21 protein-coding genes and 1 other RNA gene are annotated in these 20960 nt (G+C 67.1%); 14 read left to right on the forward strand and 8 right to left on the reverse strand.

What is annotated here, in order from left to right; all coding sequences use genetic code 11:
- From AC1DBQ_RS06445 to AC1DBQ_RS06465, 5 genes are all read left to right on the forward strand, one after another.
- Positions 1-805 (forward strand): hypothetical protein (locus AC1DBQ_RS06445; RefSeq protein ID WP_476927720.1); only part of this gene is annotated, 805 nt, incomplete at its 5' end.
- 117 nt (positions 806-922) lie between these two features.
- The gene (locus AC1DBQ_RS06450; RefSeq protein WP_476927721.1) at positions 923-1213 is read left to right on the forward strand and encodes a hypothetical protein; all 291 of its coding nucleotides are present in this window, start codon (positions 923-925) and stop codon (positions 1211-1213) included.
- A gap of 245 nt (positions 1214-1458) precedes the next feature.
- Positions 1459-2331 (forward strand): fumarylacetoacetate hydrolase family protein, encoded by an 873-nt coding sequence (locus tag AC1DBQ_RS06455; RefSeq protein ID WP_476927722.1) that lies wholly within the window; start codon positions 1459-1461, stop codon positions 2329-2331.
- 38 nt (positions 2332-2369) lie between these two features.
- Positions 2370-3167 (forward strand): IclR family transcriptional regulator, encoded by a 798-nt coding sequence (locus AC1DBQ_RS06460; RefSeq protein WP_476927723.1) that lies wholly within the window; start codon positions 2370-2372, stop codon positions 3165-3167.
- Between the two features lie 163 nt (positions 3168-3330).
- Complete coding sequence (locus AC1DBQ_RS06465; RefSeq protein WP_476927724.1) at positions 3331-4680, forward strand: MFS transporter; 1350 nt, start codon at positions 3331-3333, stop codon at positions 4678-4680.
- 299 nt (positions 4681-4979) lie between these two features.
- Here AC1DBQ_RS06465 and AC1DBQ_RS06470 read toward each other — a convergent pair whose 3' ends face one another.
- The gene (locus AC1DBQ_RS06470; RefSeq protein WP_476927725.1) at positions 4980-6044 is read right to left on the reverse strand and encodes a D-2-hydroxyacid dehydrogenase; all 1065 of its coding nucleotides are present in this window, start codon (positions 6042-6044) and stop codon (positions 4980-4982) included.
- Between the two features lie 68 nt (positions 6045-6112).
- On the opposite strand from AC1DBQ_RS06470, the gene AC1DBQ_RS06475 reads away from it, so the two are divergent.
- The 3 genes from AC1DBQ_RS06475 to AC1DBQ_RS06485 are packed head-to-tail and all read left to right on the forward strand — an operon-like array spanning position 6113 to position 8908.
- Positions 6113-7060, forward strand: a complete 948-nt coding sequence (locus AC1DBQ_RS06475; protein ID WP_476927757.1) for an NAD(P)-dependent oxidoreductase — start codon at positions 6113-6115, stop codon at positions 7058-7060.
- Between the two features lie 13 nt (positions 7061-7073).
- On the forward strand, positions 7074-7844 hold the full coding sequence (locus AC1DBQ_RS06480; RefSeq protein ID WP_476927726.1) for an SDR family oxidoreductase: 771 nt from the start codon (positions 7074-7076) through the stop codon (positions 7842-7844).
- Entirely contained in the window at positions 7844-8908 is a 1065-nt protein-coding gene (locus AC1DBQ_RS06485) for an L-idonate 5-dehydrogenase (protein ID WP_476927727.1), read from the forward strand. Before AC1DBQ_RS06480 ends, AC1DBQ_RS06485 begins: the two co-directional genes overlap by 1 nt.
- Positions 8909-8984: 76 nt before the next feature.
- On the opposite strand, the gene AC1DBQ_RS06490 is transcribed toward AC1DBQ_RS06485, so the two are convergent.
- Complete coding sequence (locus tag AC1DBQ_RS06490; RefSeq protein ID WP_476927728.1) at positions 8985-9713, reverse strand: FadR/GntR family transcriptional regulator; 729 nt, start codon at positions 9711-9713, stop codon at positions 8985-8987.
- Positions 9714-9976: 263 nt separating this feature from the next.
- On the opposite strand from AC1DBQ_RS06490, the gene gndA reads away from it, so the two are divergent.
- Together gndA and AC1DBQ_RS06500 are read left to right on the forward strand one after the other, a co-directional pair.
- Positions 9977-11413: an NADP-dependent phosphogluconate dehydrogenase gene (gndA, locus tag AC1DBQ_RS06495; RefSeq protein WP_476927729.1), complete on the forward strand. Its 1437-nt coding sequence runs from the start codon at positions 9977-9979 to the stop codon at positions 11411-11413.
- Positions 11414-11503: 90 nt separating this feature from the next.
- Entirely contained in the window at positions 11504-12340 is an 837-nt protein-coding gene (locus AC1DBQ_RS06500) for an oxidoreductase (protein WP_476927730.1), read from the forward strand.
- 6 nt (positions 12341-12346) lie between these two features.
- On the opposite strand, the gene epsC is transcribed toward AC1DBQ_RS06500, so the two are convergent.
- From epsC to msrA, 3 genes are all read right to left on the reverse strand, one after another.
- Positions 12347-12931: a serine O-acetyltransferase EpsC gene (gene epsC / locus AC1DBQ_RS06505; protein ID WP_476927731.1), complete on the reverse strand. Its 585-nt coding sequence runs from the start codon at positions 12929-12931 to the stop codon at positions 12347-12349.
- Positions 12932-12969: 38 nt separating this feature from the next.
- Positions 12970-13905, reverse strand: coding sequence for a cysteine synthase A (cysK, locus tag AC1DBQ_RS06510; protein WP_116768652.1), 936 nt, complete (start codon positions 13903-13905; stop codon positions 12970-12972).
- Positions 13906-13970: 65 nt separating this feature from the next.
- The gene (gene msrA / locus AC1DBQ_RS06515; protein WP_476927732.1) at positions 13971-14495 is read right to left on the reverse strand and encodes a peptide-methionine (S)-S-oxide reductase MsrA; all 525 of its coding nucleotides are present in this window, start codon (positions 14493-14495) and stop codon (positions 13971-13973) included.
- A 99-nt stretch (positions 14496-14594) separates the two neighbouring features.
- Between msrA and AC1DBQ_RS06520 the strand changes: the two genes are divergently transcribed.
- Positions 14595-15524, forward strand: coding sequence for a Nif3-like dinuclear metal center hexameric protein (locus AC1DBQ_RS06520; protein ID WP_476927733.1), 930 nt, complete (start codon positions 14595-14597; stop codon positions 15522-15524).
- A 61-nt stretch (positions 15525-15585) separates the two neighbouring features.
- Positions 15586-16335, forward strand: coding sequence for a zinc ribbon domain-containing protein (locus tag AC1DBQ_RS06525; RefSeq protein ID WP_476927734.1), 750 nt, complete (start codon positions 15586-15588; stop codon positions 16333-16335).
- Positions 16336-16383: 48 nt separating this feature from the next.
- Here AC1DBQ_RS06525 and AC1DBQ_RS06530 read toward each other — a convergent pair whose 3' ends face one another.
- The 3 genes from AC1DBQ_RS06530 to AC1DBQ_RS06540 all read right to left on the reverse strand — a co-directional run bounded on the left by AC1DBQ_RS06530 (position 16384) and on the right by AC1DBQ_RS06540 (position 18575).
- A complete protein-coding gene (locus tag AC1DBQ_RS06530; protein ID WP_476927735.1) occupies positions 16384-17148 on the reverse strand; it encodes a YaaA family protein in 765 nt (254 codons plus the stop codon).
- Positions 17149-17221: 73 nt separating this feature from the next.
- Positions 17222-17542, reverse strand: a complete 321-nt coding sequence (locus AC1DBQ_RS06535; RefSeq protein ID WP_476927736.1) for a hypothetical protein — start codon at positions 17540-17542, stop codon at positions 17222-17224.
- A gap of 115 nt (positions 17543-17657) precedes the next feature.
- On the reverse strand, positions 17658-18575 hold the full coding sequence (locus tag AC1DBQ_RS06540) for a slipin family protein (protein ID WP_476927737.1): 918 nt from the start codon (positions 18573-18575) through the stop codon (positions 17658-17660).
- Between the two features lie 111 nt (positions 18576-18686).
- On the opposite strand from AC1DBQ_RS06540, the gene rnpB reads away from it, so the two are divergent.
- An RNA gene (gene rnpB, locus AC1DBQ_RS06545) (RNase P RNA component class A) lies at positions 18687-19080 on the forward strand.
- 191 nt (positions 19081-19271) lie between these two features.
- The gene (locus AC1DBQ_RS06550; protein ID WP_476927738.1) at positions 19272-20939 is read left to right on the forward strand and encodes a GMC family oxidoreductase; all 1668 of its coding nucleotides are present in this window, start codon (positions 19272-19274) and stop codon (positions 20937-20939) included.
- The last annotated feature ends 21 nt before the right edge of the window (positions 20940-20960 follow it).

Raw genomic sequence — 20960 nt, forward strand, 5'->3', positions numbered from 1 at the left:
GGCCCTGAACCACGTGGGGATGGCCATCTCCTTCGGCCTCGGCCTGACGGCCTATAAGGGCGAACATGAACTGGTGAACCTTCGGGAGTTCTACCACCCGAAGTCCGCCCAGGGCATGGCCTTCGTATCTGCCTTCGACCCTGCTGAGCGCCGCCTMGCGATCATTACGCCGGGCCCGCACCACGGCGTGGACCAGATCATGCCGACCATCCTTGACTCCCGGGAGCACATGTTCTTCCAGGTCCGTCACAGCGATCAGGACTCKACGCTGAACGAGACCCCGTACGAACGGGTCGCCGCGTCGCTGGCGCKCCTKGATAAGCTCCCGGCCGTGCACTCGGCCGATGTTTCCGCCGAGAAATGGCCGAGCCTTTTTGAGGACATCGTCCGCGGCGAACCCGTGGCACATGAGCTGTCCACGCCCGGTTCGGAACCGCTGCGCCTGACCGAGGAGACAGTGCTGACTTTCCCGTTGGATTCGGGGATCGAAGCCGGGCTGGTCGAGTTTGAGTTTGAGTTCGAGTCGGCCAGGAGGCTTCAGGGGGGATTTGCCGTGGTCTCGTACGATCTCCATGGCGCAGACGACGTTGATCCCGAGGCACTTGGGCTGCGGAACAGCGCTACCTTCGGGTGGAGCCGGCAGGCGTGGTMGAAGAGCTCGCAGGGCGTCGTGCGCCAGAGCCTTCTTCTCCCGGACGGGGCCAGCATCTCCGGCATCACCCTGAGGGGCAAGAACCGCCAGCCGGCGGACGTCTTTATCCGCTTGCGCCAGCCACGCGTCGTGGCCGTGCACGCCGCCGACTAACGACTGGGGCCTCGAGTTGTGGCCCGGGCTGTTGAGCCCGGGACTCCACTTTCCGTCCGGACTCCACTTTCCGTCCGGGCGCCGAAAATGTCCGGGCTCCCCCCTAGTGTGACGGGCATGGAGCACGTGACGGTGAAAACAGGCCCGGACGGGMGGCCCCAGGCCGTGCTGCGCGGMGGTAGGGAATGGTTGATCGGGGCCGAACCGGTCCGCTGGTTCGAGCGGGTCAACTGGTGGGAGGCGGAGCGCCGCATGCCGAAGGGACTGAGCCGGGTGGACGTCGAGGTCTGGCAGATCCAGGCACGGCTTGGCCGCAACCGGCAATCGGCCCTCACCACCATGGAAATCGTCCGGGACGGCCTCGGCGGCGGCTGGCGGCTGCGGGGGGCGGTTGCGGACGCCGCATAGGCCGGCGGCCCCTAACCCGGTCATTGGGAAAACCCGGGCATTGGAAAAGCCTTCCACCGCGACTATTGGGGGATGCCGCGGTGGAAGGCTTGTTATGAATATACCGTGAACATTTGGAAATGTGAAACACGCGGGCAGGATTCCGGCCGGCAGAAATACCCCAGTCGATGGCCTAATCCGGGTCCGGAGTGGCCCGGATGTCGGCGCGGCKCCGCCGGGTACCCGCGGGGACCTAGGATGTGTTGATGACCGCCACGACTGCCCGCCGCATCGCCAGAGTCCGCCCGCTTTCCCCTGTTGCCGAGGACGAGCATTTCTTTATCGCGAACGACGCTGCGGACTTTTACAGCGACGCCGGCAAGGTCTGGACGGTGACCGGGACCCCCTTCCCGGGCTCTCCGGCCAACGCCGGCAGCCGGCCCCGCAGCGGGTGGGACATAGGCGCGACGATCTATGAAGGGGAATTCACCTTCCTCGCGCCAAGCATCCCGGCCAACGTCCTGGGCATGGCGCACAACACCGGCCGCGCCGGCCGTGACCTGCCTCCGCAGGCCTTCCACAAGGCGGCGACCAGCGTGGTGGGTCCGGGCGACGCCATCGAACTCAGACCCGGAGTGGGTMGTGTCGAGCCGGAAGCGGAGCTGGCAATCGTCGTCGGGAGCAAGGCCCGGGGGCTGACCCMCGGCAACGCAAGGACCGCGGTTCTGGGGTTCACCGTCGGAAACGACGTCTCGGCCAGGGACCTGCAGCAAACCGACGAGCTGTGGATCAGCGCCAAGAGCCAGGACACGTTCACGCCTGCCGGCCCCTGGATCGTCACGGATCTGACCGGTGATGACCTCGAGATCGGCATCAGGCACAACGGCGTGGAGCTCAAGACGGCCAGCTCTGCCGATCTCGGCTGGAATGTGGAGGAAATCCTCGCCTACATCACCTMCTTCATGACGCTGCACCCGGGGGACCTCGTGCTCACKGGCTTCCCGGCCGAGGCMGCCCCGATCGTTCCCGGCGATACCGTCAGCTGCCACATAGCTGGCGTCGGCGAGCTCACGAATCCTGTGGCGGCAGCTAGACATTATGATGGTTACTGTTCAGCTGACTGGACGGCATTCGAATGAGTGGCGCGGCGACTGCGCGCGATACCTGAAGGAGAATCATGGCCGATTCCCGAGTTTCCCGAACCTCCGACGGATTGGGGAGCGCATMACCGGCACCGGCCGTCACCCGCGCCGCCGCCGTGCTGGAAGCCCTGGCCGCATCTGCGACCGGGCGACTCACGCTCAGCGATCTGGCMCGGGAGTTGGGAATCCCGAAGTCCTCAACGTCCAATCTGCTGCTCGCCCTCGAGGAGGCCAGGCTGATCAACCGCCAAGGCGCGGAATTCACGCTCGGACGCAAACTGGTGGAGCTGGGTGCGGCCTACCTMAGCCGCCTGGATGAGGTGCAGGAGTTCTATCGGTTCTGCGAACAGGCCCCGACGCTTTCGGGGGAGACCGTCCGCATCGCCATGCTCGACGGAACAAACGTCATCTACCTGGCCCGCTATGAAGGCCACCCCGCGGTCCGCCTGACGTCCAACATCGGCGACAAGATGCCGGTGTCCCTCTGCGCCGTCGGCAAGGCCCTGATAGCGCGCCTGCACGACCACGACGTCGACGAGATGTTCCCGGACGACGCCGAACTGCCGGTCCTGACGCCGAAGTCGCTGCGTACGGGAGCCGAACTCAAGGCCCAGCTCGCCGTCATCCGGGAGCAGGGCTACGCCTTTGAAGACGAGGAGTCCACCACCGGCGTCGTGTGCCTGGCCGTGGCCGTCCCGACGCGCGGTGCGCACGGCCCCAGCCTGGGCCTCTCGGTCACCGCGCTGAAGGCGACCTACTCGAAAGAGYGGGGCGCCATGATGGTGAAGGAACTCAAGGACCTCGCCCGGTCCCTCGGAAATCCCATGGGCTAACCCGGCCGCAGGGGCTCCGCAGGGCCGGCAGGAATAAATCCGATTACTCATTGGCTAGCCGATCACCATGCTGTACGCTGTTCAGCATGGTGATCGACTCTTCGGGAGTTGCTCACATCCCACCAGGCCAACGGGGGTCTGGAGTGTTCTTGAGGGAGTGCTTGTGACAACTAGTACTAATACACCGCTCGCTGAAGCGGACGGCGCCGTCGTCGATCCGGACCAGCTGCGACGGGCAACGCTTGCCAGCTCCGTGGGCTCCGCCCTGGAGTACTACGACTTCTACATCTACGGCCTGGCCTCGGCCCTGATCTTCGGCCCGCTCTTCTTCAAGCCGCTCGGCGACGACGGGGCCCTGATCGCATCGTTCGCCACCTATGGCGTCGGTTTTGCGGCCCGGCCGTTTGGCGGCATGGTCTTCGGGTACATCGGGGACCGGTTCGGCCGCAAGATGGTCCTCATCCTCACGATCGCCCTGATGGGGTCCGCCAGCTTTGCCATCGGCCTGCTGCCGACCTACGAGCAGGCAGGCATGCTGGGCGCCGTTCTCCTGGTGACGCTGCGTATCCTCCAGGGACTGGGCGCCGGCGCCGAACAGGCCGGCGCCACCACGTTGATTTCCGAGGTCGCACCCCGCCGCCGTCGCGGCTTCTTCGCCTCGCTCCCGTTCGTCGGCATMCAGCTGGGCACCCTGCTCGGCGCCGGGACGTTTGCCCTCATTGCGATGGCGGACAAAGCCGTCCTKGAAGGCTGGCTGTGGCGCGTGCCCTTCCTGGCCAGCGCCCTTCTTATCGTGGTGGCCATCTTCATCCGGCTGCGGCTGAAGGAAACGCCGGTCTTCCAGGAACTGGAAAAACACAAGAATGTGGTTAAGAACCCCATCGGCCAGCTCTGGAAGCACTCCAAGAAGAATGTGCTGATCGGCATMGGCCTGCGGATGGGGGAGAACGGGAATTCCTCGATCTACTCCGCCTTGCTCATCGCGTTCCTGGCGTCCAAGGACGGCATGTTCCCGGGAGACAAGTTCATCGGCCCGGTGGGCCTGCTCATCGCCGCCGGCTTCGCCGCCGTCATGGTGATCACGTTSGGTGCGCTGTCCGACCGGTTCGGCCGCGTGCCCRTCTACCGCTACGGYGCGCTGTTCCAGGCCGCCATCGCGCTGCCGGCGTTCTACCTCGTCACTTTGGGCAATGTCACCCTCGTGTGGATTGTGATGGTGGTGGGCATCGCACTCGGTGTCCAGTSCATGCTCGGCCCGCAGTGCCCGATGCTGCCGGAACTCTTCGGGTCGCAGTACCGCTTCACGGGCGTGGCCATGAGCCGCGAGCTCTCCGCCGTGCTGGCCGGCGGACTCGTTCCGCTGGTGGGCGCCRCGCTTCTGGCCGCCACCGATCATTCCTGGCTCGTGCTCGCCGTCTACTCGCTGGTGCTGGCGCTGATCTCCTTCATCACCACGTTCTTCACGCCGGAAACCGTGGGACGCGACCTCCTTCTGATCGAGGATGCGCGCTAGGCATTCCCGCGCAGGACCAGTGCGACCGGCAGGACCAGAGGCCGTGGCCCCTTCCATCAGGGAAGGGGCCACGGTCGTTTCGGCGACACGGCACGTGCMCCGCGACGCGCAAAATGCCCGGCGCTACCGGGATACCCGTGTCGACGGGCAATGTGCGCGTCGCCGAGCAGGATGCCGCGTCGACGGGCCATATTCGCATCGCAGAGCAGGACGTCGGTCACCGCGGCTGCCGTGCACCAGCGCAAAGGGCGGCCCCTCCGTTTCCGGAGAGGCCGCCCCTGCGATATGCKGGTCTGGCTTTAGTAGTAGTGCACCGTGTCCACGAGGTGGGGGAGTTCKCCGCCGTCGAGGTGGGTGCGCAGGTTGCTGCAGAAGCGCTCGGCGATGAGCCGGTTCTCGGCTGCGCTGAGGGCCGAGGTGTGCGGGGACACCAGCACCCTGGGGTGGGTCCACAGCGGGCTCTCCTGCGGGAGCGGCTCCACGGCAAACACGTCGAGGCAGGCGTAGGAGACCTGGCCGTTGCCGAGCGCCTCGAGGAGCGCCTCTTCGTCCACCACGGTGCCGCGGCCCACGTTGACGAAGACCGTTCCGGGCTTCATGGCCGCGAAGGTGTCCCGGCCAAAGAGCTTCTCCGTGTACGGCGTGCCGGGAAGGGTGTTGACCACGGCGTCGGCCGTGCCCAGGAGGCCGGCGAGGCCGTCGTTGTCCGTGACCTCCTCGATGCCGTCGATCTTCTCCACGGTCCGCTTGGTCCCGCTGACGCGCATGCCCAGGGCACGGGCGATCCGCGCCGTCTCGAGCCCGATCTCGCCCAGTCCGGTGACCACGAGGCGGGAGCCGTTGACCAGGCGCGTGGGCGTGCGGAGCTCGGGCCAGAGCTTAGCCGCCTGGTCCTGCGCCAGTTCCGCGCTCCGCTTGAAGCCGTTGAGAATGCCGAGCGCGGCGAACTCGGCCAGCGGCAGGGCGTGGACTCCGGCGGAGGTGGTGACCTTGAACTTCTGCAGCGTCGCGGCGTCCAGGCCCGATGCCTTCACGGCGCCGCCGGCCCCGGCCGCCATGGCATGGATCCACTCCAGGCGGGGATTGCTGCCGGCGATCCTGGCAAGGCCCGCCGGGCTCTCGTTGGGGAACCCGTACAGGACCTCGGCCTTGTTGAGCATGTCCCAGTAGCGCTCCTCCTGCTCCGGMGTCCGGCGGAAGTCCGGGTCGCCCGAGTGGTCCGCGGGAAAGCGTTCCGGCGGCAGGAGGTCGGGTTCGTAGAGGACGGTCACTAAAGGATCTACGGCGCGGATGCGTTCCACAAGCTCTGCTTCGAGCGGGACGGCGATTGCGACGGTGGTTTTGGTCGTCATGGTGTTCATCATACTGAATCGAGGCTAGGATACTGAACAGATTTCGAAGATTAACCACGACGGAGTGAGGACATATGGAACTGGACCGAAAGGAAGCCGGGTTTGTCGGCCTCGGGCTGATGGGTGCTCCGATGGCCGCGAACCTCCTCAAAGCGGGCTGGGACGTCAGCGCCTGGAACCGCTCACCTGCGGCACTGGACGCATTCGAGGCACTCGGCGGCTCCCGCGTGGCCCGCGTGGACGAGCTCCGCGACATGCCGGTCATCATCTTCATGCTTCCGGACCTGTCCTACATCGAGGACTCGGCCGCCGCCCTCCTGGCGGGCTGGGCTGCCGGACCGCCCGCCGCCGGAACCGTTGTCGTCGTCATGAGCAGCGTCTCCCCGTCAGCGGTCAAGGAATTCGGCGCCCGGGTCGCCGGGGCCAGCGGAGGCCGCGCCGTCGTCGTCGATGCTCCCGTCAGCGGMGGGACCAAAGGTKCCGCGGACGGAACCCTCGCCATCATGGCCGGCGMCAGCGAGGACGACTTCCGTCGGCTCCTGCCACTMTTCGACGCGATGGGCGGCACCGTGCGGCGGTTAGGGCCGCTGGGCTCCGGCTCGCTCGCCAAGGCGTGCAACCAGCTGATCGTGGGAACCACGACGRCGGCGCTTGCCGAGGCAGCGGAGCTCGCCGAACGCTCCGGCATGGACGTGCACGCCCTGTACGAGGTGCTCGCCGGCGGTCTGGCCGGCAGCCGGGTCCTGGAGATCGTCGGACCCCGGCTTGCCGCGAAGGACTATGAGCCCACCGGGCCCGCCAAATTCATGCACAAGGATCTGTCCTTCGTGCTCKAAAGCGCCGCCGCCGCCGGCTCCGCAGCACCGATCGCGGCTGCCGGCGTGGAACTCTACGCGGAGCTCAAGCGCCAGGGCCTGGGGGACCGGGACCTCGCCGTCGTGCGGCAAGCCATCGCCAACCTCGGCGACGCCACACGTGGCAACACCAGCAACAACACCAGCAACAACCCGGCAGCAAAGACCAATTGAGGATCAGCGAACCATGAGTGGACTATTTGACCTGACAGGCCGGACCGCACTGGTCACCGGCTCCAGCCGCGGGATCGGCAATGCCCTGGCCCGTGCCCTGGCCGACGCCGGCGCCACGGTGGTGCTCAACGGCATCAACGCCGAACGGCTCAAGGACGCMGAGGCGGCGATGGCCGCGGACTACCCGCCGGGGCGGGTGCACAGCTGCGCGTTCGACGTCACGAGCGACGCCGAGGCCGCCCGGGGCGTCGCCTGGGTGGAAGAGAACGTCGGACCGCTGGAGATCCTGGTGAACAACGCCGGCATCCAGCACCGCGTCCCCATGCTCGACCTCGACGTCGCCGACTGGGAGCGGGTCATCTCCACGGACCTGACCAGCGCCTTCCTCGTCGGGCGGGAGGCGGCCCGGCACATGATCCCGCGCGGCCGGGGCAAGATCATTAACATCTGTTCGGTCCAGACGGACCTCGCCCGGCCCACCATCGCCCCGTACATTGCGGCCAAGGGCGGGCTGCGGAACCTGACCCGGGCCATGACCGCGGAATGGGCCGGATCGGGGCTGCAGATCAACGGGATCGCGCCGGGCTACATCCACACCGAGATGACCCAGAACCTGGTGGACGACGAGGCCTTCAACGCCTGGATCCTGGGCCGGACCCCGGCGCACCGGTGGGGGACCGTGCAGGACCTGGCCGGACCCGCGGTGTGGCTGGCGTCCGAGGGCTCCAACTTCGTCAACGGCCAGACCATCTTCATCGACGGCGGAATGACGGTGGTGGTCTGATGCGCGGCGCAGCAGAACTCCCGGCCACGGCCCCAGCTGTGGTGGCCTACGCGGCAGGCGATCTCCGGATMCAGGACATTCCCGTGTCCGCGCCGGCACCCGATGAAGCTGTTGTCGAAGTGGCCTTCGGCGGCATCTGCGGCTCCGACCTGCACTACTGGATGCACGGCGCCGCKGGAGAGTCCGTCCTCAAAGCTCCCATGATCCTGGGCCACGAGATCGTGGGAACTGTGATCCGGGCCGCCGGGGACGGTTCGGGGCCCGCCGCGGGCACCGCCGTCGCGGTGCATCCGGCCACCCCGGCCCCGGGGACCGCCCGGTATCCCGAACACCGACCGAATCTCTCCCCGGGCTGCACGTATCTGGGCAGCGCCGCACGCTTTCCCCACACGGACGGGGCTTTCAGCCGTTACGCCACGCTGCCTGCGCGGATGCTGAGGCCGCTGCCGGCGGGGCTGGACCTGCGGAGCGCGGCGCTGATCGAGCCGGCCAGCGTGGCGTGGCACGCCGTCTCCCGCGCCGGCGACGTGGCCKGCAAGACCGCGCTCGTGATCGGCAGCGGCCCCATCGGGGCGCTGGCCGTGGCCGTCCTCAAACGCGCCGGCGCAGGCCGGATCGTCGCTGTCGACATGCACGCCAGACCGCTGGAAATAGCCCGCGCCGTGGGAGCGGATGCGGTCCTCAAGGGCGACGACGCCGGGGCGATCGCCGCCGTGGAGGCGGACATCGTCATCGAGTCCTCGGGCAGCCACCACGGCCTCGCCTCGGCCATCCAGGGCGCAACCCGCGGAGGTCGCGTCGTGATGGTCGGCCTGCTGCCCTCCGGTCCGCAGCCCGTCCTGATCTCGCTGGCCATCACGCGCGAGCTGGAGCTGGTGGGCTCGTTCCGCTTCAACGACGAAATTGATGAGGTCATCGGTGCACTTGCCGACGGATCGCTGGCGGTGGACCCGGTGGTGACGCACACCTTCGCGCTGGACCGCGGACTGGAAGCGTTCGAGGTGGCCAGGAACTCCGCCGAATCCGGCAAGGTCCTGCTGGACTTCCGGCCGTCCCCGGCGTGAGGGGCGCCGCGATCGTTTCCGCAGCGGCCGCTAAGCCGGCGATCCTAGGAGCATTGGGGCTCCTAGGAGCGCCGCCTCAGTGGCGCTCAACGGGCACAAACACCCGCGGCTGGTTCTTCCAGCTCGGCTCCATCTCCGCGATCGTCTCCCGCATGATCCGGTCCGAGGCCTCGCGCGCGGCGGCGGTATCCCCGGCCGCGATGGCTTCGGCGACGTCCACATGCCACTGCAGCGCRGTSKCCCGCGGGTGGTCCGGCATGAGRCCGTGGACGGTGCGGCCAGTCAGGGTYTCGGTCACCTGGCCCACCATGTTGGCGAACATCTCGTTGCCGGAGCCGGTCAGCAACAGGGAATGGAACAGGATGTCCAGCTCCAGGAACCGGGGCACGTCCCCGGCCTGCCCGGCGTCGCGCATCGCGTGGGAGATCTCTACGAGTTCCTGGCGGAGCTCCTGGGGGGCGTTGGCCGCTGCGAGCTCGGCAGCAACGGGCTCGACGGCGGTACGGAGCTCGGCCAGGGAGCGCAGCTGCGCGCCGCGGCCCTCGCCGGCCAGGCGCCAGCGGATCACGAGCGGATCGAACGGGTTCCACCGGCTGGAGGGCAGGACCCGGATGCCGACGCGCTTGATGGTCTCCACCAAGCCCAGGGACTGGAGGACCCGGACCGCCTCCCGGACCACCGAGCGGGAGACCTTGAGTTCCTCCTCAAKGTGCTCGGCAAGCATGACGTGCCCGGGCGGAAGCTCGCCCGYTACAATCCGGGTCCCGAGGTGCTCAATGGCACGATGGTGGAGGCTGGTTGACATAGTCGTAAGCATAATGCCGCGGGCCTCATCCAGGCCGGGCGGCGGGCCGGGCGCCGGGGATCATAGACTGTTTGTGACGCGCAGTGTTCCGCTACGTGGGCGCTGCTTTCCCGMAACCCGCGGAAATACATATGGTTTATAGACAGCCACTGAACCTCAAGCGCGGGATCCGCCCCATGCGGCACGACCTGCCCGAGTCCTACATGAACGTCGTACCGKAATCGCCGTACGTACGTGGTGTACAGAAATGAATTGGAGTTTTGATGTCAGCACAYATCGGTGTCACCGGCCTCGCGGTGATGGGGGCCAACCTCGCACGCAACCTGGCCCGGAACGGCTTCACCGTTGCCCTGCACAACCGGTCCGTGGAAAAGACGGACGCGCTGCTCGCCAAGCACGGTGACGAGGGCGAATTCGTCCGCACCGAAACGCTGCAGGAACTGGTGGACTCCCTGGAGAAGCCGCGCCGGGTCCTGATCATGGTCAAGGCCGGCAAGCCGGTGGACTCCGTGATCGAACAGCTCGAACCGCTGCTGGAACCCGGTGACATCATCATTGACGCCGGCAACTCGCACTACGAGGACACCCGCCGCCGCGAAGCCGCCCTGGCCAAGAAGGACCTGCACTTCGTCGGCATCGGCGTCTCCGGCGGTGAGGAGGGCGCCCTGAACGGCCCMTCGATCATGCCGGGCGGTTCCAAGGAGTCCTACGACGCCCTCGGCCCGCTGCTGGAAAAGATCGCCGCGCACGTCGACGGCCAGCCCTGCTGCGCCTGGATCGGCACCGACGGCGCCGGCCACTTCGTCAAGATGGTCCACAACGGAATCGAATACGCCGACATGCAGGTCATCGGCGAGGCCTTCGACCTCCTGCGCTCCGGCGCCGGAATCGAACCGGCCGACCAGGCCAAGATCTTCGAAGAGTGGAACAAGGGCGACCTCGCCTCCTTCCTGATCGAAATCTCCGCCGAGGTCCTCGGCCACGTGGACGCCAAGACCGGCAAGCCGTTCGTCGACGTCGTGGTGGATGCCGCCGGCCAGAAGGGCACCGGCCGCTGGACTGTCATCTCCGCGCTCGAGCTCGGTTCCCCGACCTCGGGCATCGCCGAGTCCGTGTTCGCCCGGGCCCTGTCCTCGCAGTCCGAGCAGCGCKCCGTGGCCCAGGAGCTGCTGGCCGGCGGCGAGGCCGCCKTCGAGGTCCCCGAGAGCTTTGTCGAGGACGTCCGCCAGGCGCTCTACGCCTCCAAGCTGGTCTCCTACGCGCAGGGGCTGGACATGCTCACCTCCGCCGCCAAGGAATACGGCTGGGACCTGAAGCTGKACGAAATCGCTTCGCTGTGGCGCGGCGGCTGCATCATCCGCGCTGAACTGCTCAAGGAGATCACGAAGGCCYACGCCGCGGCGGAGAAGCCGGCCAACCTGCTCTTCGCCCCGGCGTTCACCAAGGCGATCGCCGACGTCCTCCCGGCGTGGCGCCGCGTGGTGTCCACCGCGGTCCAGCTCGGCATCYCGGTGCCGGTGTTCTCCTCCTCGCTGGCCTACTACGACGGCCTGCGCCGCAAGCGACTGCCGGCCGCCGTCATCCAGGGCCAGCGCGACCTCTTCGGCKCGCACACCTACGGCCGCGTCGACGCCGAAGGCACGTTCMATACCCTCTGGGGCGAGGACAAGTCCGAGATCGAGGCAGTCGACACCCACTAGCGTGACCCCGGACGGCCGGCCCCTTTCCAGCTACTCTGGGAGGCGCCGGCCGTCCGTGTCTCCGGCGACACCTGCCAAGGAGTTCAGCCCATGTCCCATCAGCCCGTAGCGTTCGTCACCGGTGCATCCACCGGGATCGGCTTTGAAACCGCAAGGAAGCTCGCCGCGGCCGGCTTCACGGTCTATKCCGGGGCCCGCCGTGTGGAGAAAATGGAGCCTCTGAAGGCCTCCGGCGTCAACGTGGTGGCCCTGGACGTGACGGACGAGGACTCGATGAGCGCCGCCGTCGGGGAAGTGCTGGCCGCGCACGGCCGCATCGACGTCCTGGTCAACAACGCCGGTTACGGGACGTACGGCTCGCTCGAGGAAGTGGAGCTCGCCGAGGGGCGGCGGMAGTTCKACGTGAACGTCTTCGGCCTGGCGCGCATGACGCAGCTMGTGATCCCGGCCATKCGGGCCGCCCGAGCGGGAAGGATCATCAACATCTCCTCCATCGGCGGAAAGATGTACGAGCCGCTCGGCGCCTGGTACCACGCGACGAAGTTTKCCGTGGAGGGCCTGAGTGATTCGCTGCGGCTCGAGCTCAAGCCACACGGCATTGACGTCGCGATCATCGAGCCCGCCGGGACGCAGTCGGAGTGGGGCGCCATTGCGGCGCAGGGCCTGTTGGCCAGTTCCGGGAGCGGCCCCTATGCGGCCCAGGMCAGGGTGGTGGCGGCCGCACTGGGCACTACGGACAACCCCGCCAGCTCGACCCGGCCGGAGCTCGTCGCGGAGGCAATCCTGCACGCGGCCACCGCACGCCGGCCCAAGACGCGGTACCCGGTGGGCGCCAGCGCCCGGGGGATCCTGCTGCTGCGCCACCTGCTGCCGGACCGCGCGTTCGACGCCGTCCTCTGGAACGTCTACAAGCGGTTCCCCGGGTAAGACTGCCTAGATGCGGTATTCGATCAGGTATTCGGCCGGGTCGACGGCGGGTTTGGTCTCGCGCTGGGCGTCGCGGTGGCGCCAGGTGGCGGGCACGCCGGTGACGATGGATTCGGCCGGGGCGTCTTTGACCACCACGGCGTTGGCTCCGATGGCGCTGTCGCGGCCGATCGTGATGGGCCCCAGGACCTTGGCGCCGGCACCGATCACGACCCGGTCCTCGATGGTGGGGTGGCGCTTGATCTTCGCGAGCGACCGGCCCCCGAGTGTCACGCCGTGGTAGATCATGACGTCCTCGCCGATCTCGGCGGTCTCGCCGATGACCACGCCCATGCCGTGGTCAATGAAGAAGCGCCGGCCGATGGTGGCTCCGGGATGGATCTCGATGCCGGTGAGGAACCTGGCCAGCTGGGAGATGAGCCGGGCCGGGAACCGCAGGGCGGGGTTTTGCMACAGCCGGTGTGTCAGGCGGTGGAACCAGATCGCGTGCAGGCCGGAGTAGGCGAAGAAGTTCTCAAAAGAACCCCGCGCCGCCGGGTCGTGGGACCGGGCGGCGTCGAGGTCTTCCTTCAGTCTTGCGAAGAAGCTCACAAAGACCTTTCTGGGGAATCGTGGGGCAGCGGCCGGACTTAGCCGCGGATGTCGTCGTACAGCACGGTGGAGATGTAACGCTCACCGAAGTCGCAGACGACGGCAACAATGAGTTTACCGGCGTTCTCCGGGCGCTTGGCGAGCTCCAGGGCCGCCCAGACGATGGCGCCGGAGGAGATGCCGCCCAGGATGCCTTCCTTGATGCCAAGATCGCGCGCGACGCGGACGGAATCCTCCAGCGTGGCGTCGATGACCTCGTCGTAGACGTTGGTGTCGAGGATATCGGGGATGAAGTTCGCGCCGAGGCCCTGGATCTTGTGCGGGCCCGGGGCGCCGCCGTTGAGTATGGGGGAGTCCTTGGGCTCGACGGCGATGATCTGGACGTCCGGCTTGCGCTCCTTCAGGACCTGCCCGACGCCGGTGACGGTGCCGCCGGTGCCGACGCCGGCGACGAAGATGTCCACCTTGCCGTCGGTGTCCGCCCAGATTTCCTCGGCCGTGGTGCGGCGGTGGACCTCCGGGTTGGCCTCGTTGGCGAACTGCTGGGCCCAGATGGAGTTCTCCGTGTTGGCCACGATCTCCTGGGCCTTCTCCACGGCGCCGCGCATGCCCTCGGAGCCGGGGGTCAGGACGATCTCGGCGCCGTACGCGCGCAGCATGACCCGGCGTTCCGTGGACATGGTTTCCGGCATGGTCAGGATGACCTTGTAGCCGCGGGCCGCACCCACCATGGCCAGGGCGATTCCGGTGTTGCCGGACGTGCCTTCGACGATCGTACCGCCGGGCTTGAGGGCCCCGGACTTCTCCGCAGCATCGACGATGGCGACGCCGATCCGGTCCTTGACGCTGTTGGCCGGGTTGTAGAACTCCAGCTTGACTGCCACGGTGGCGTCAAGGCCTTCGGTCAGCCGGTTCAGCCGGACCAGCGGAGTTCCGCCCACCAGCTGGGTTACATCGTCATAGATCGGTGCCATGTATGTATGCCTGTCTTTGAAGAGGGATAACTGAGGTCAGCCTAACGAGCGGGTGCAGACCCTAGCTAAGCATTAAGCCATGCAGAGTAATATTTCCTCGCCTTGGCCAGCTTCGGGTTGATGATCACCTGGCAGTAGCCCTKCTCGGGGTACTTGGCGAAGTAGTCCTGGTGGAAATCCTCGGCCACATGGAACTTCGGAAGCCGGCTGACCTCGGTGACGATCGGATGCCGCCACAGGGCCTGGTTACGTTCGATGGCCTCCTCGAACAGGATCTTTTCCTCGGTGGTMTCGTAGAACATCGAGGACCGGTACTGCGTCCCGACGTCATAGCCCTGCCGGTTCAGCGTGGTGGGGTCGTGGAGGGCGRAGAACATGTCCAGGATGACGTCGGCGGGAATGACGCCCTCGTCGAACGTCACCGCCACCACCTCGGCGTGGCCGGTGGTTCCGGAGCATACGGAGTAGTAGTCGGGGTTGCGGTCATGGCCTCCGGTGTAGCCCGAAACGACCGAGCTGACGCCCTTGGTTTTCTGGTAGACGGCGTCGAGGCACCAAAAGCAGCCTCCGCCGAGGACAAAAGTTCTCATGATMTCTTCAATGGTTCGGCGGCCCCGATGATTCCCCAGCCACCTTACGAGAGTGTTACAGGTGACGGGGCCGGGCGCGGATAGGGTAAAAATGGGGGTATGGAACCTGTGAACACCGATGTTTCAGCTGAGTCCGACGGCGTTGCTGTCGCCGTCGACGGCGCTACCGGTACCGKGGAGGCCCCCGGCACGGCGACGCTGGGCGCGATCCAGCTGGCGGTGGAGGAGCTCTGGCCCGAATCGCTGGCCGAGGACTGGGACGAGGTGGGTCTCGTGGCGGGCCACCCGAACGCCGAGGTGCACAGGGTCCTCTTCGCCGTCGACCCCACCACCGAGGTGATCGAGGAAGCCATCGAATTCGGTGCCGAGCTGCTCATCACCCACCATCCGCTGCTGCTCAAGGGGGTCACGAGCGTCGCCGCGAACACGGCCAAGGGCAAAGCCGTCCACCGCCTCATCGAGTCCGGAACCGCGCTGATGACCGTGCACACCAACGGTGACTCCGCCGTCGGGGGCGTCTCCGACGTCCTGGCCGATGCGCTGGGCCTGCAGAACGTGGCCCCCCTGACCCCTGCCGCGAACGGGCTGCCCGAGGAAGGGATCGGCCGTGTCGGCGATCTTGAAGAAGTCCTGACCCTGGGTGACTTCGCGGCGCGCGTGTTCGGCATCCTGCCCTCGGTGGCCGGCGGCGTGCGCGTCTCCGGGGACCGGGACGGGCTGGTCCGGCGGGTGGCAGTCTGCGGCGGCGCCGGCGATTCCCTCTTCGGCGAGGTCCGGGCCAGCAACGCCGACGTCTACCTGACGGCGGATCTGCGCCACCACCCGGCATCGGAAGCCCGGGAGGCGGCGGTCAACGACCGGCCCTACCTGATTGACGTTTCACACTTTGCCAGCGAGTGGCTGTGGCTGCCTGCAGCCGCCGAAGCGCTCGGCAATGTGCTCGCCGATCAGGGGCACGACGTCGAGATCCGCGTCAGCACCACCAACAGCGACCCCTGGGACTTCATTCYGACTCCGGGCGGGGACTAGAGTCTTAGGAGCGCCGGTACGGTGCCCGGCTCCGGCCGGAAGGGAACAAGCGGAGGTAATAGTGGCCAAGGCAGCACCGGCGKAACAGTTGAAGTTGCTCGAATTGCAGGGACTGGACGCCAAGCTCAAATCCCTGTCCAACCGCCGCCGAAGCCTTGAAAGCGACTCCCGGATCACCGACCTGGAATCAGCCCTCGGCATCGCCAACGGCGAACTTGGTGCCGCCAAGGTGGCAGTCCACGATGCTGAACTGGAACTCAAGCGTGCCGAGGCGGACGTAGAGCAGGTGGCCTCGCGGATCGAACGCGATGAGGCCAAACTCAACAGCGGCACAGGCCTGTCCAAGGACCTCGTCGCCCTGCAACGGGACCTCGTCTCCCTCAACAAGCGCCGCTCCGACCTCGAGGACGTCGAACTCGAAGTCCTCGAACGCCTCGACTCGCTCCGCGCCCGCCAGGCCGCGCAGCAGCAGATCGTGGACGACATTCAGGGCTCCTTCGGCTCCATCCGCGCCGAACTCGACGAGCAACTGGCCGAGATCGACGCCGAAGCCACCGTGGTGCGCGGCAAGCGTGCCGAGTTCGCCGACGGACTCGACGCGGGAATGCTCGCGGTCTACGAGAAGACCCTGGCCAAGCGCGGCGTGGGCGCGGCGCGGCTCTTCCACGGCACCTCCGAAGGCTCCGGCATGCAGCTCAGCCCGGGCGACCTCGCCGAGATCAAGGCCGCCGCCGAGGACGACATCGTCTTTTGCCCGGACTCAGGGTGCATCCTGGTCCGGTCGGCCGAGTGGGCCGGACCCCCCAACTAACTCGCAGCTAAGGCCGTTTTGAGCGCTCAAAACGKCCACAACTGCGATCTAGTTGGGCAGGATGATGTTCAGGGTGTGCGGCTTGCGGGCCGTGCCCTCGACGAGTTCCGCAACCCACTTCTCGGCCGCCGCCTTTTGCAGCTGGGCGGGCGTCCGGGGCGCGTTGCCCCTGCGGGTGAGCAGGTGCCGGGCCAGCTCGCCCCGGGTGTGCTTGGCGAAGTGGCTGACCACCTTGCGCACGCCGGCGTTCTCGGTGAAGACGTTGACGGCGACTGTCTGTACCGGCGGGGGAGTCCAGGCCGCGGCGTAGGTGCTGGACCGGCAGTCCACCAGCAGCTCGCCCGCGGCKGCCGCCGCCAGGGCATCGCCCAATTGCGGCTTCCAGAACGAGGCGAGCCGTCCGACGTCGGGCAGCGAGGTTCCCATCGACAGCCGGTAGGCCGGCACGCGGTCCGCGAAGCGGATGGCACCCCACAGCGCCGAAATCACCAGGACTGATGCGTCGGCCTTCTTCCGCTGCGCCGGGGTCAGGGAGTCATAGCCCAGGGCGTCATAGAGCACCCCGGAATACACCTGGTGGGCCGGAGCGGCCGGTTCTGCGTGCAGGCGCGTGTTGCGTTCGACGTCGGCACTCAGTGACGCGCCGACGCCGAGCAGGGCCAGGGCGTCCTCGTGGGCGCTGACGGTGCCGAGTGCGTCCAGGACCTTGGCCCGGGCGCCGTTGAGGACGGGAAAGCTCAGGGTGTTCCAGTCGGCGGCGTCCCCGCCCGTCGCGGGAGTCTTGCCCTCCGAGGGCGGCAGCAGAATTAGCACCGTACGATCTTACCGGCGGGCGCGCTGCCCGGGATGTCAGCTCACCGGACCTGCCGTCCGCACTGGCGTGCCACTAGGAGTCGCCGCCGTCGCCCGCGGCGATGGCGAACGGTGTGCCGCCGCCGTCCACATGGCGCTGCAGGACGGACTGGGCGCCGAGCTCGCCGAAGACGAAGCCGTGGCCGCTGCCTGTGCCGTGCAGGAAGACAGCCACCGGAAGCTTCCCGGCGGACGCCGGCGCGGCAACGGACCAGCCCGTGACTGTGCCCGGACGGAATGCCGAAACGAAGGAACCGGTTTTCAGCTCGACCTGCACGAGCTCACCCTGCCGGTGCGGGCCTGCGCACGATGACACGGCGGCGGCACCCAGAAGGCCGGCCCCAAGTTCCAGCATCCTCCGGCGTCCCGGCAGCGGCCTCTCCATCGTCTGATGATAGGGGGMTGATCATTTGGGGGTCTGTGGACCTGATCTTCGGGGCGTGTGCTCCCAGGGTGCGCGGCCCTGGACGCTACGCGGCCTTGATCGGGGACTCCGGGGACGCTGTCGGTGGCTCCGCGGGTACAGGTGCYGGTGACTCCGGTGGTGCCGCGCCCGGTGCCGCTGCCGGGTTGCCCGCCAGCCACGCTGCCGCACTCCCGGTCCCTGCCCTGGCCGCGAGGTCCTCGCGCGCCAGGAAGGCGCCCAGCTCGGCGATGGTGCTCATCAGGGGAGCAGGGAAGACCACGGTGGAGTTCTTGTCCACCCCGATCTCCACGAGCGACTGCAGATTCCGCAGCTGCAGGGCCACGGGATGGGCCATCATCGTGTCGGACGCCTCGCCGAGGGCCACGGCCGCGATCGACTCACCTTCGGCCGCGATGATCTTGGCCCGCTTCTCCCGCTCKGCCTCGGCCTGACGGGCCATGGCCCGCTTCATGCTCTCCGGGAGCTGGATATCCTTGAGCTCCACGAGGGTCACTTCGACGCCCCACGCCAGGGTCAGGGCGTCCAGGATTTCCCGGATATCGGTGTTGATGCGCTCGGTCTCGGACAGCGTCTGGTCAAGGCTGTGGCGGCMGACCACCTTCCGCAGGGTGGTCTGGGCGATCTGGTTGATGGCCGCCGCGACGTCCTCGATCGCCACGACGGACTTCACTGCGTCGATCACCCGGTAATAGGCCACGGCCGAAATGTCCACACTGACGTTGTCCTGGGTGATGATGCCCTGCGACTGGATCGGCATTGTMACGATCCGCAGGCTCACCAGCTGAAGCCGGTCCACCACCGGGATGATCAACCGCAGGCCGGGCATCCGGACCGCGACCACGCGCCCYAGTCGGAACAGGACGCCTTGTTCGTACTGGCGCACAATCTTGATCGACATCCTGGCGACAATGAGCACCAGGACGAGCGCGAGCAACCAGCTGATGATGGCGGTCCAGTTCATCGAGATCGCTTCCTTGACTAGCAGGAATCCTGGTCCAATTCTCCCACCGACCGCCCCAAAAGGCTCCTGTGGGGCGGCGCCGCCGGGGGAGACCGTAGAATGAACTGCGGATGGGTTGACCAGGCGGCCGCGCGTCACGCAAGTGGCTCGAGGAACGTCCGGGCTCCGCAGAGCAGGGTGGTGGGTAACGCCCACTCGGGGTAACCCGCAGGCCAGTGCCACAGAGAACAGACCGCCTGCGTGCGGCGTGTGCTTGCACAGGCCGCACGGCAGGTAAGGGTGAAACGGTGGTGTAAKAGACCACCAGCTTYCCGGGTGACCGGGAAGGCTAGGTAAACCCCACCCGGAGCAAGGCCAGACAGGGCACGATTGAGGGCTGCTCGCCCGAGTGTCCGGGTAGGCCGMTGGAGGGCGTCGGCAACGGCGTCCGTAGATGGATGGCCGCTACTCCCGCGCCGGCAACAGCGCGGGAACACAGAACCMGGCGTATCGGTCAACCCATCCACTTACACCGCCGGGAATCCCCGTGCTCTGAGCGGGATTCGGCCGTCGCAGGCTGCGGGTTGGGGGTCGCGCGCCTGGGATGTTGAAACCTTGAGGAAACCTTGGGGCATCCTTGACTTCATCCGGGCGAAACCCGACACTTCAATGAACGCTTCAAATCATGGTGCATTCGGTGATGGTTGAGGAGTCATTGTGCCGGACGACCTAGCATACGACTATGTGATCGCCGGCGGCGGTACAGGCGGCAGCGTCCTGGCGGGCAGACTKACCGAAGACCCTTCGGTGCGCGTACTCCTGCTGGAGGCGGGCAGATCAGACCGTCACCCCTTTATCCACATGCCCGCKGGCTTCCCTAGATTAAAGGGAGGCCCGTATCAGTGGGCCTACAACAGTGTTCCGCAAAAGAACAGCAACGGCCGCACCATCCCGCTCCCGCAAGGCCGCGGGCTCRGGGGCGGCGGCTCCATCAACTCCCAGGTTTTCACGCGGGGCGTGGACGAGGACTACGACGGGTGGGTCGCGGACTACGGTTGCGAGGGCTGGTCCGCCGCTGAGGTGTCCAAGTATTTCGTCCGCTCGGAGTGCAACTCAAGACTCTCAGGACCCCACCACGGAACCCAGGGGCCCCTCGGCGTCTCGGACCTCCGGCGTCCGCACACCCTCTCGGCAGCGTTCGTGCAGGCCGGCCAGGAGTTCGGGTTACCCTACAACAGCGATTTCAACGGCGCCGAACAGCACGGCGTCGGTTTCTACCAGACCACCACCAGGAACGGCCGCCGCTGCAGCGCAGCCGTCGCGTACCTGAAACCCGCGCGCAAGCGGCGCAATCTGACGGTGCGCGTGAACGTGACGGTATCCAAGGTGGTCATCAAGAAGGGCCGCGCCGTCGGCGTCCAGGCGATCGAAGACGGAGTGGCGCGCACCTACAGCGCACGGCGCGAGGTCCTCGTCGCCAGCGGCGCTTTTGGATCTCCGAAGCTGCTGCAGCTGTCCGGCATTGGCGACCCCGAGGACCTTGCCGCCGCCGGCATCGACGTGATCCATGCGCTGCCGGGCGTGGGGAAAAACCTGCAGGACCACTTGGACCTGGACATCATCTACGAACTCACCGACGACCACAKCCTGGACCGGTTCAACCGCGTGCGCCCGGCGACMGTCATGGCCGGCCTCGAGTACCTGGCCTTCCGCTCGGGACCGTTCGCGTCCAACCTGGTCGAGGCCGGCGGCTTCAGCTACGCCAACAAGGACGAGAAGACCCCGGACCTCCAGTTCCACTTCCTGCCCGCCGCACGGTCGGAGCCCGGCATAGCCACGCTGCGGCCCGGCTTCGGGATGACGCTGAACTCCTACTTCCTGCGCCCCCGCAGCCGGGGGACAGTCCGTGTTGCGTCCTCCGACCCGAGAAGGCAGCCGCTCATCGATCCGAATTTCCTCGCAGACGATTACGACCTCGAGATGACGATGGCCGGCGTGCAGCAGAGCCGCGAAATCATGGAGCAGTCATCTATGGCAGCCTTCGTCAAGAGAGAGCACATCGGCGACGGCTCACGGGTGGCAACCCGCGACGAGTACGTGAACTTCGTGCGATCCTACGGACGGACTTCATACCACCCGGTCGGCACCTGCGCCATGGGCACCAGCGACGATTCCGTCGTCAGTCCCCGGCTGATKGTCCACGGGTTGGAGGGACTTCGGGTGKTCGACTCCTCGATCATGCCCCGCCTGATCAGTGCCAACACGCAGGCGCCCACCATCATGATCGCGGAAAAAGCCGTGGACATGATCCTGGAGGACGCAGCCACGCTGATGCCCGGAGTGAGTGGTTTCGCCGGCTMCTCCTTGGGCCCGGACGGTGTGTGAGTCATTTCACGCGTAACCGGG

The sequence above is a fragment of the Arthrobacter sp. 10T413_2 genome, assembly GCF_056394205.1.

What these genes read in the sequence shown, in the direction of transcription:
- cysK (WP_116768652.1), bottom strand. Translation starts at nt 13,905, where the DNA reads ATGGCACCGATCTATGACGATGTAACCCAGCTGGTGGGCGGAACTCCG.
- AC1DBQ_RS06535 (WP_476927736.1), bottom strand. Translation starts at nt 17,542, where the DNA reads ATGCTGGAACTTGGGGCCGGCCTTCTGGGTGCCGCCGCCGTGTCATCG.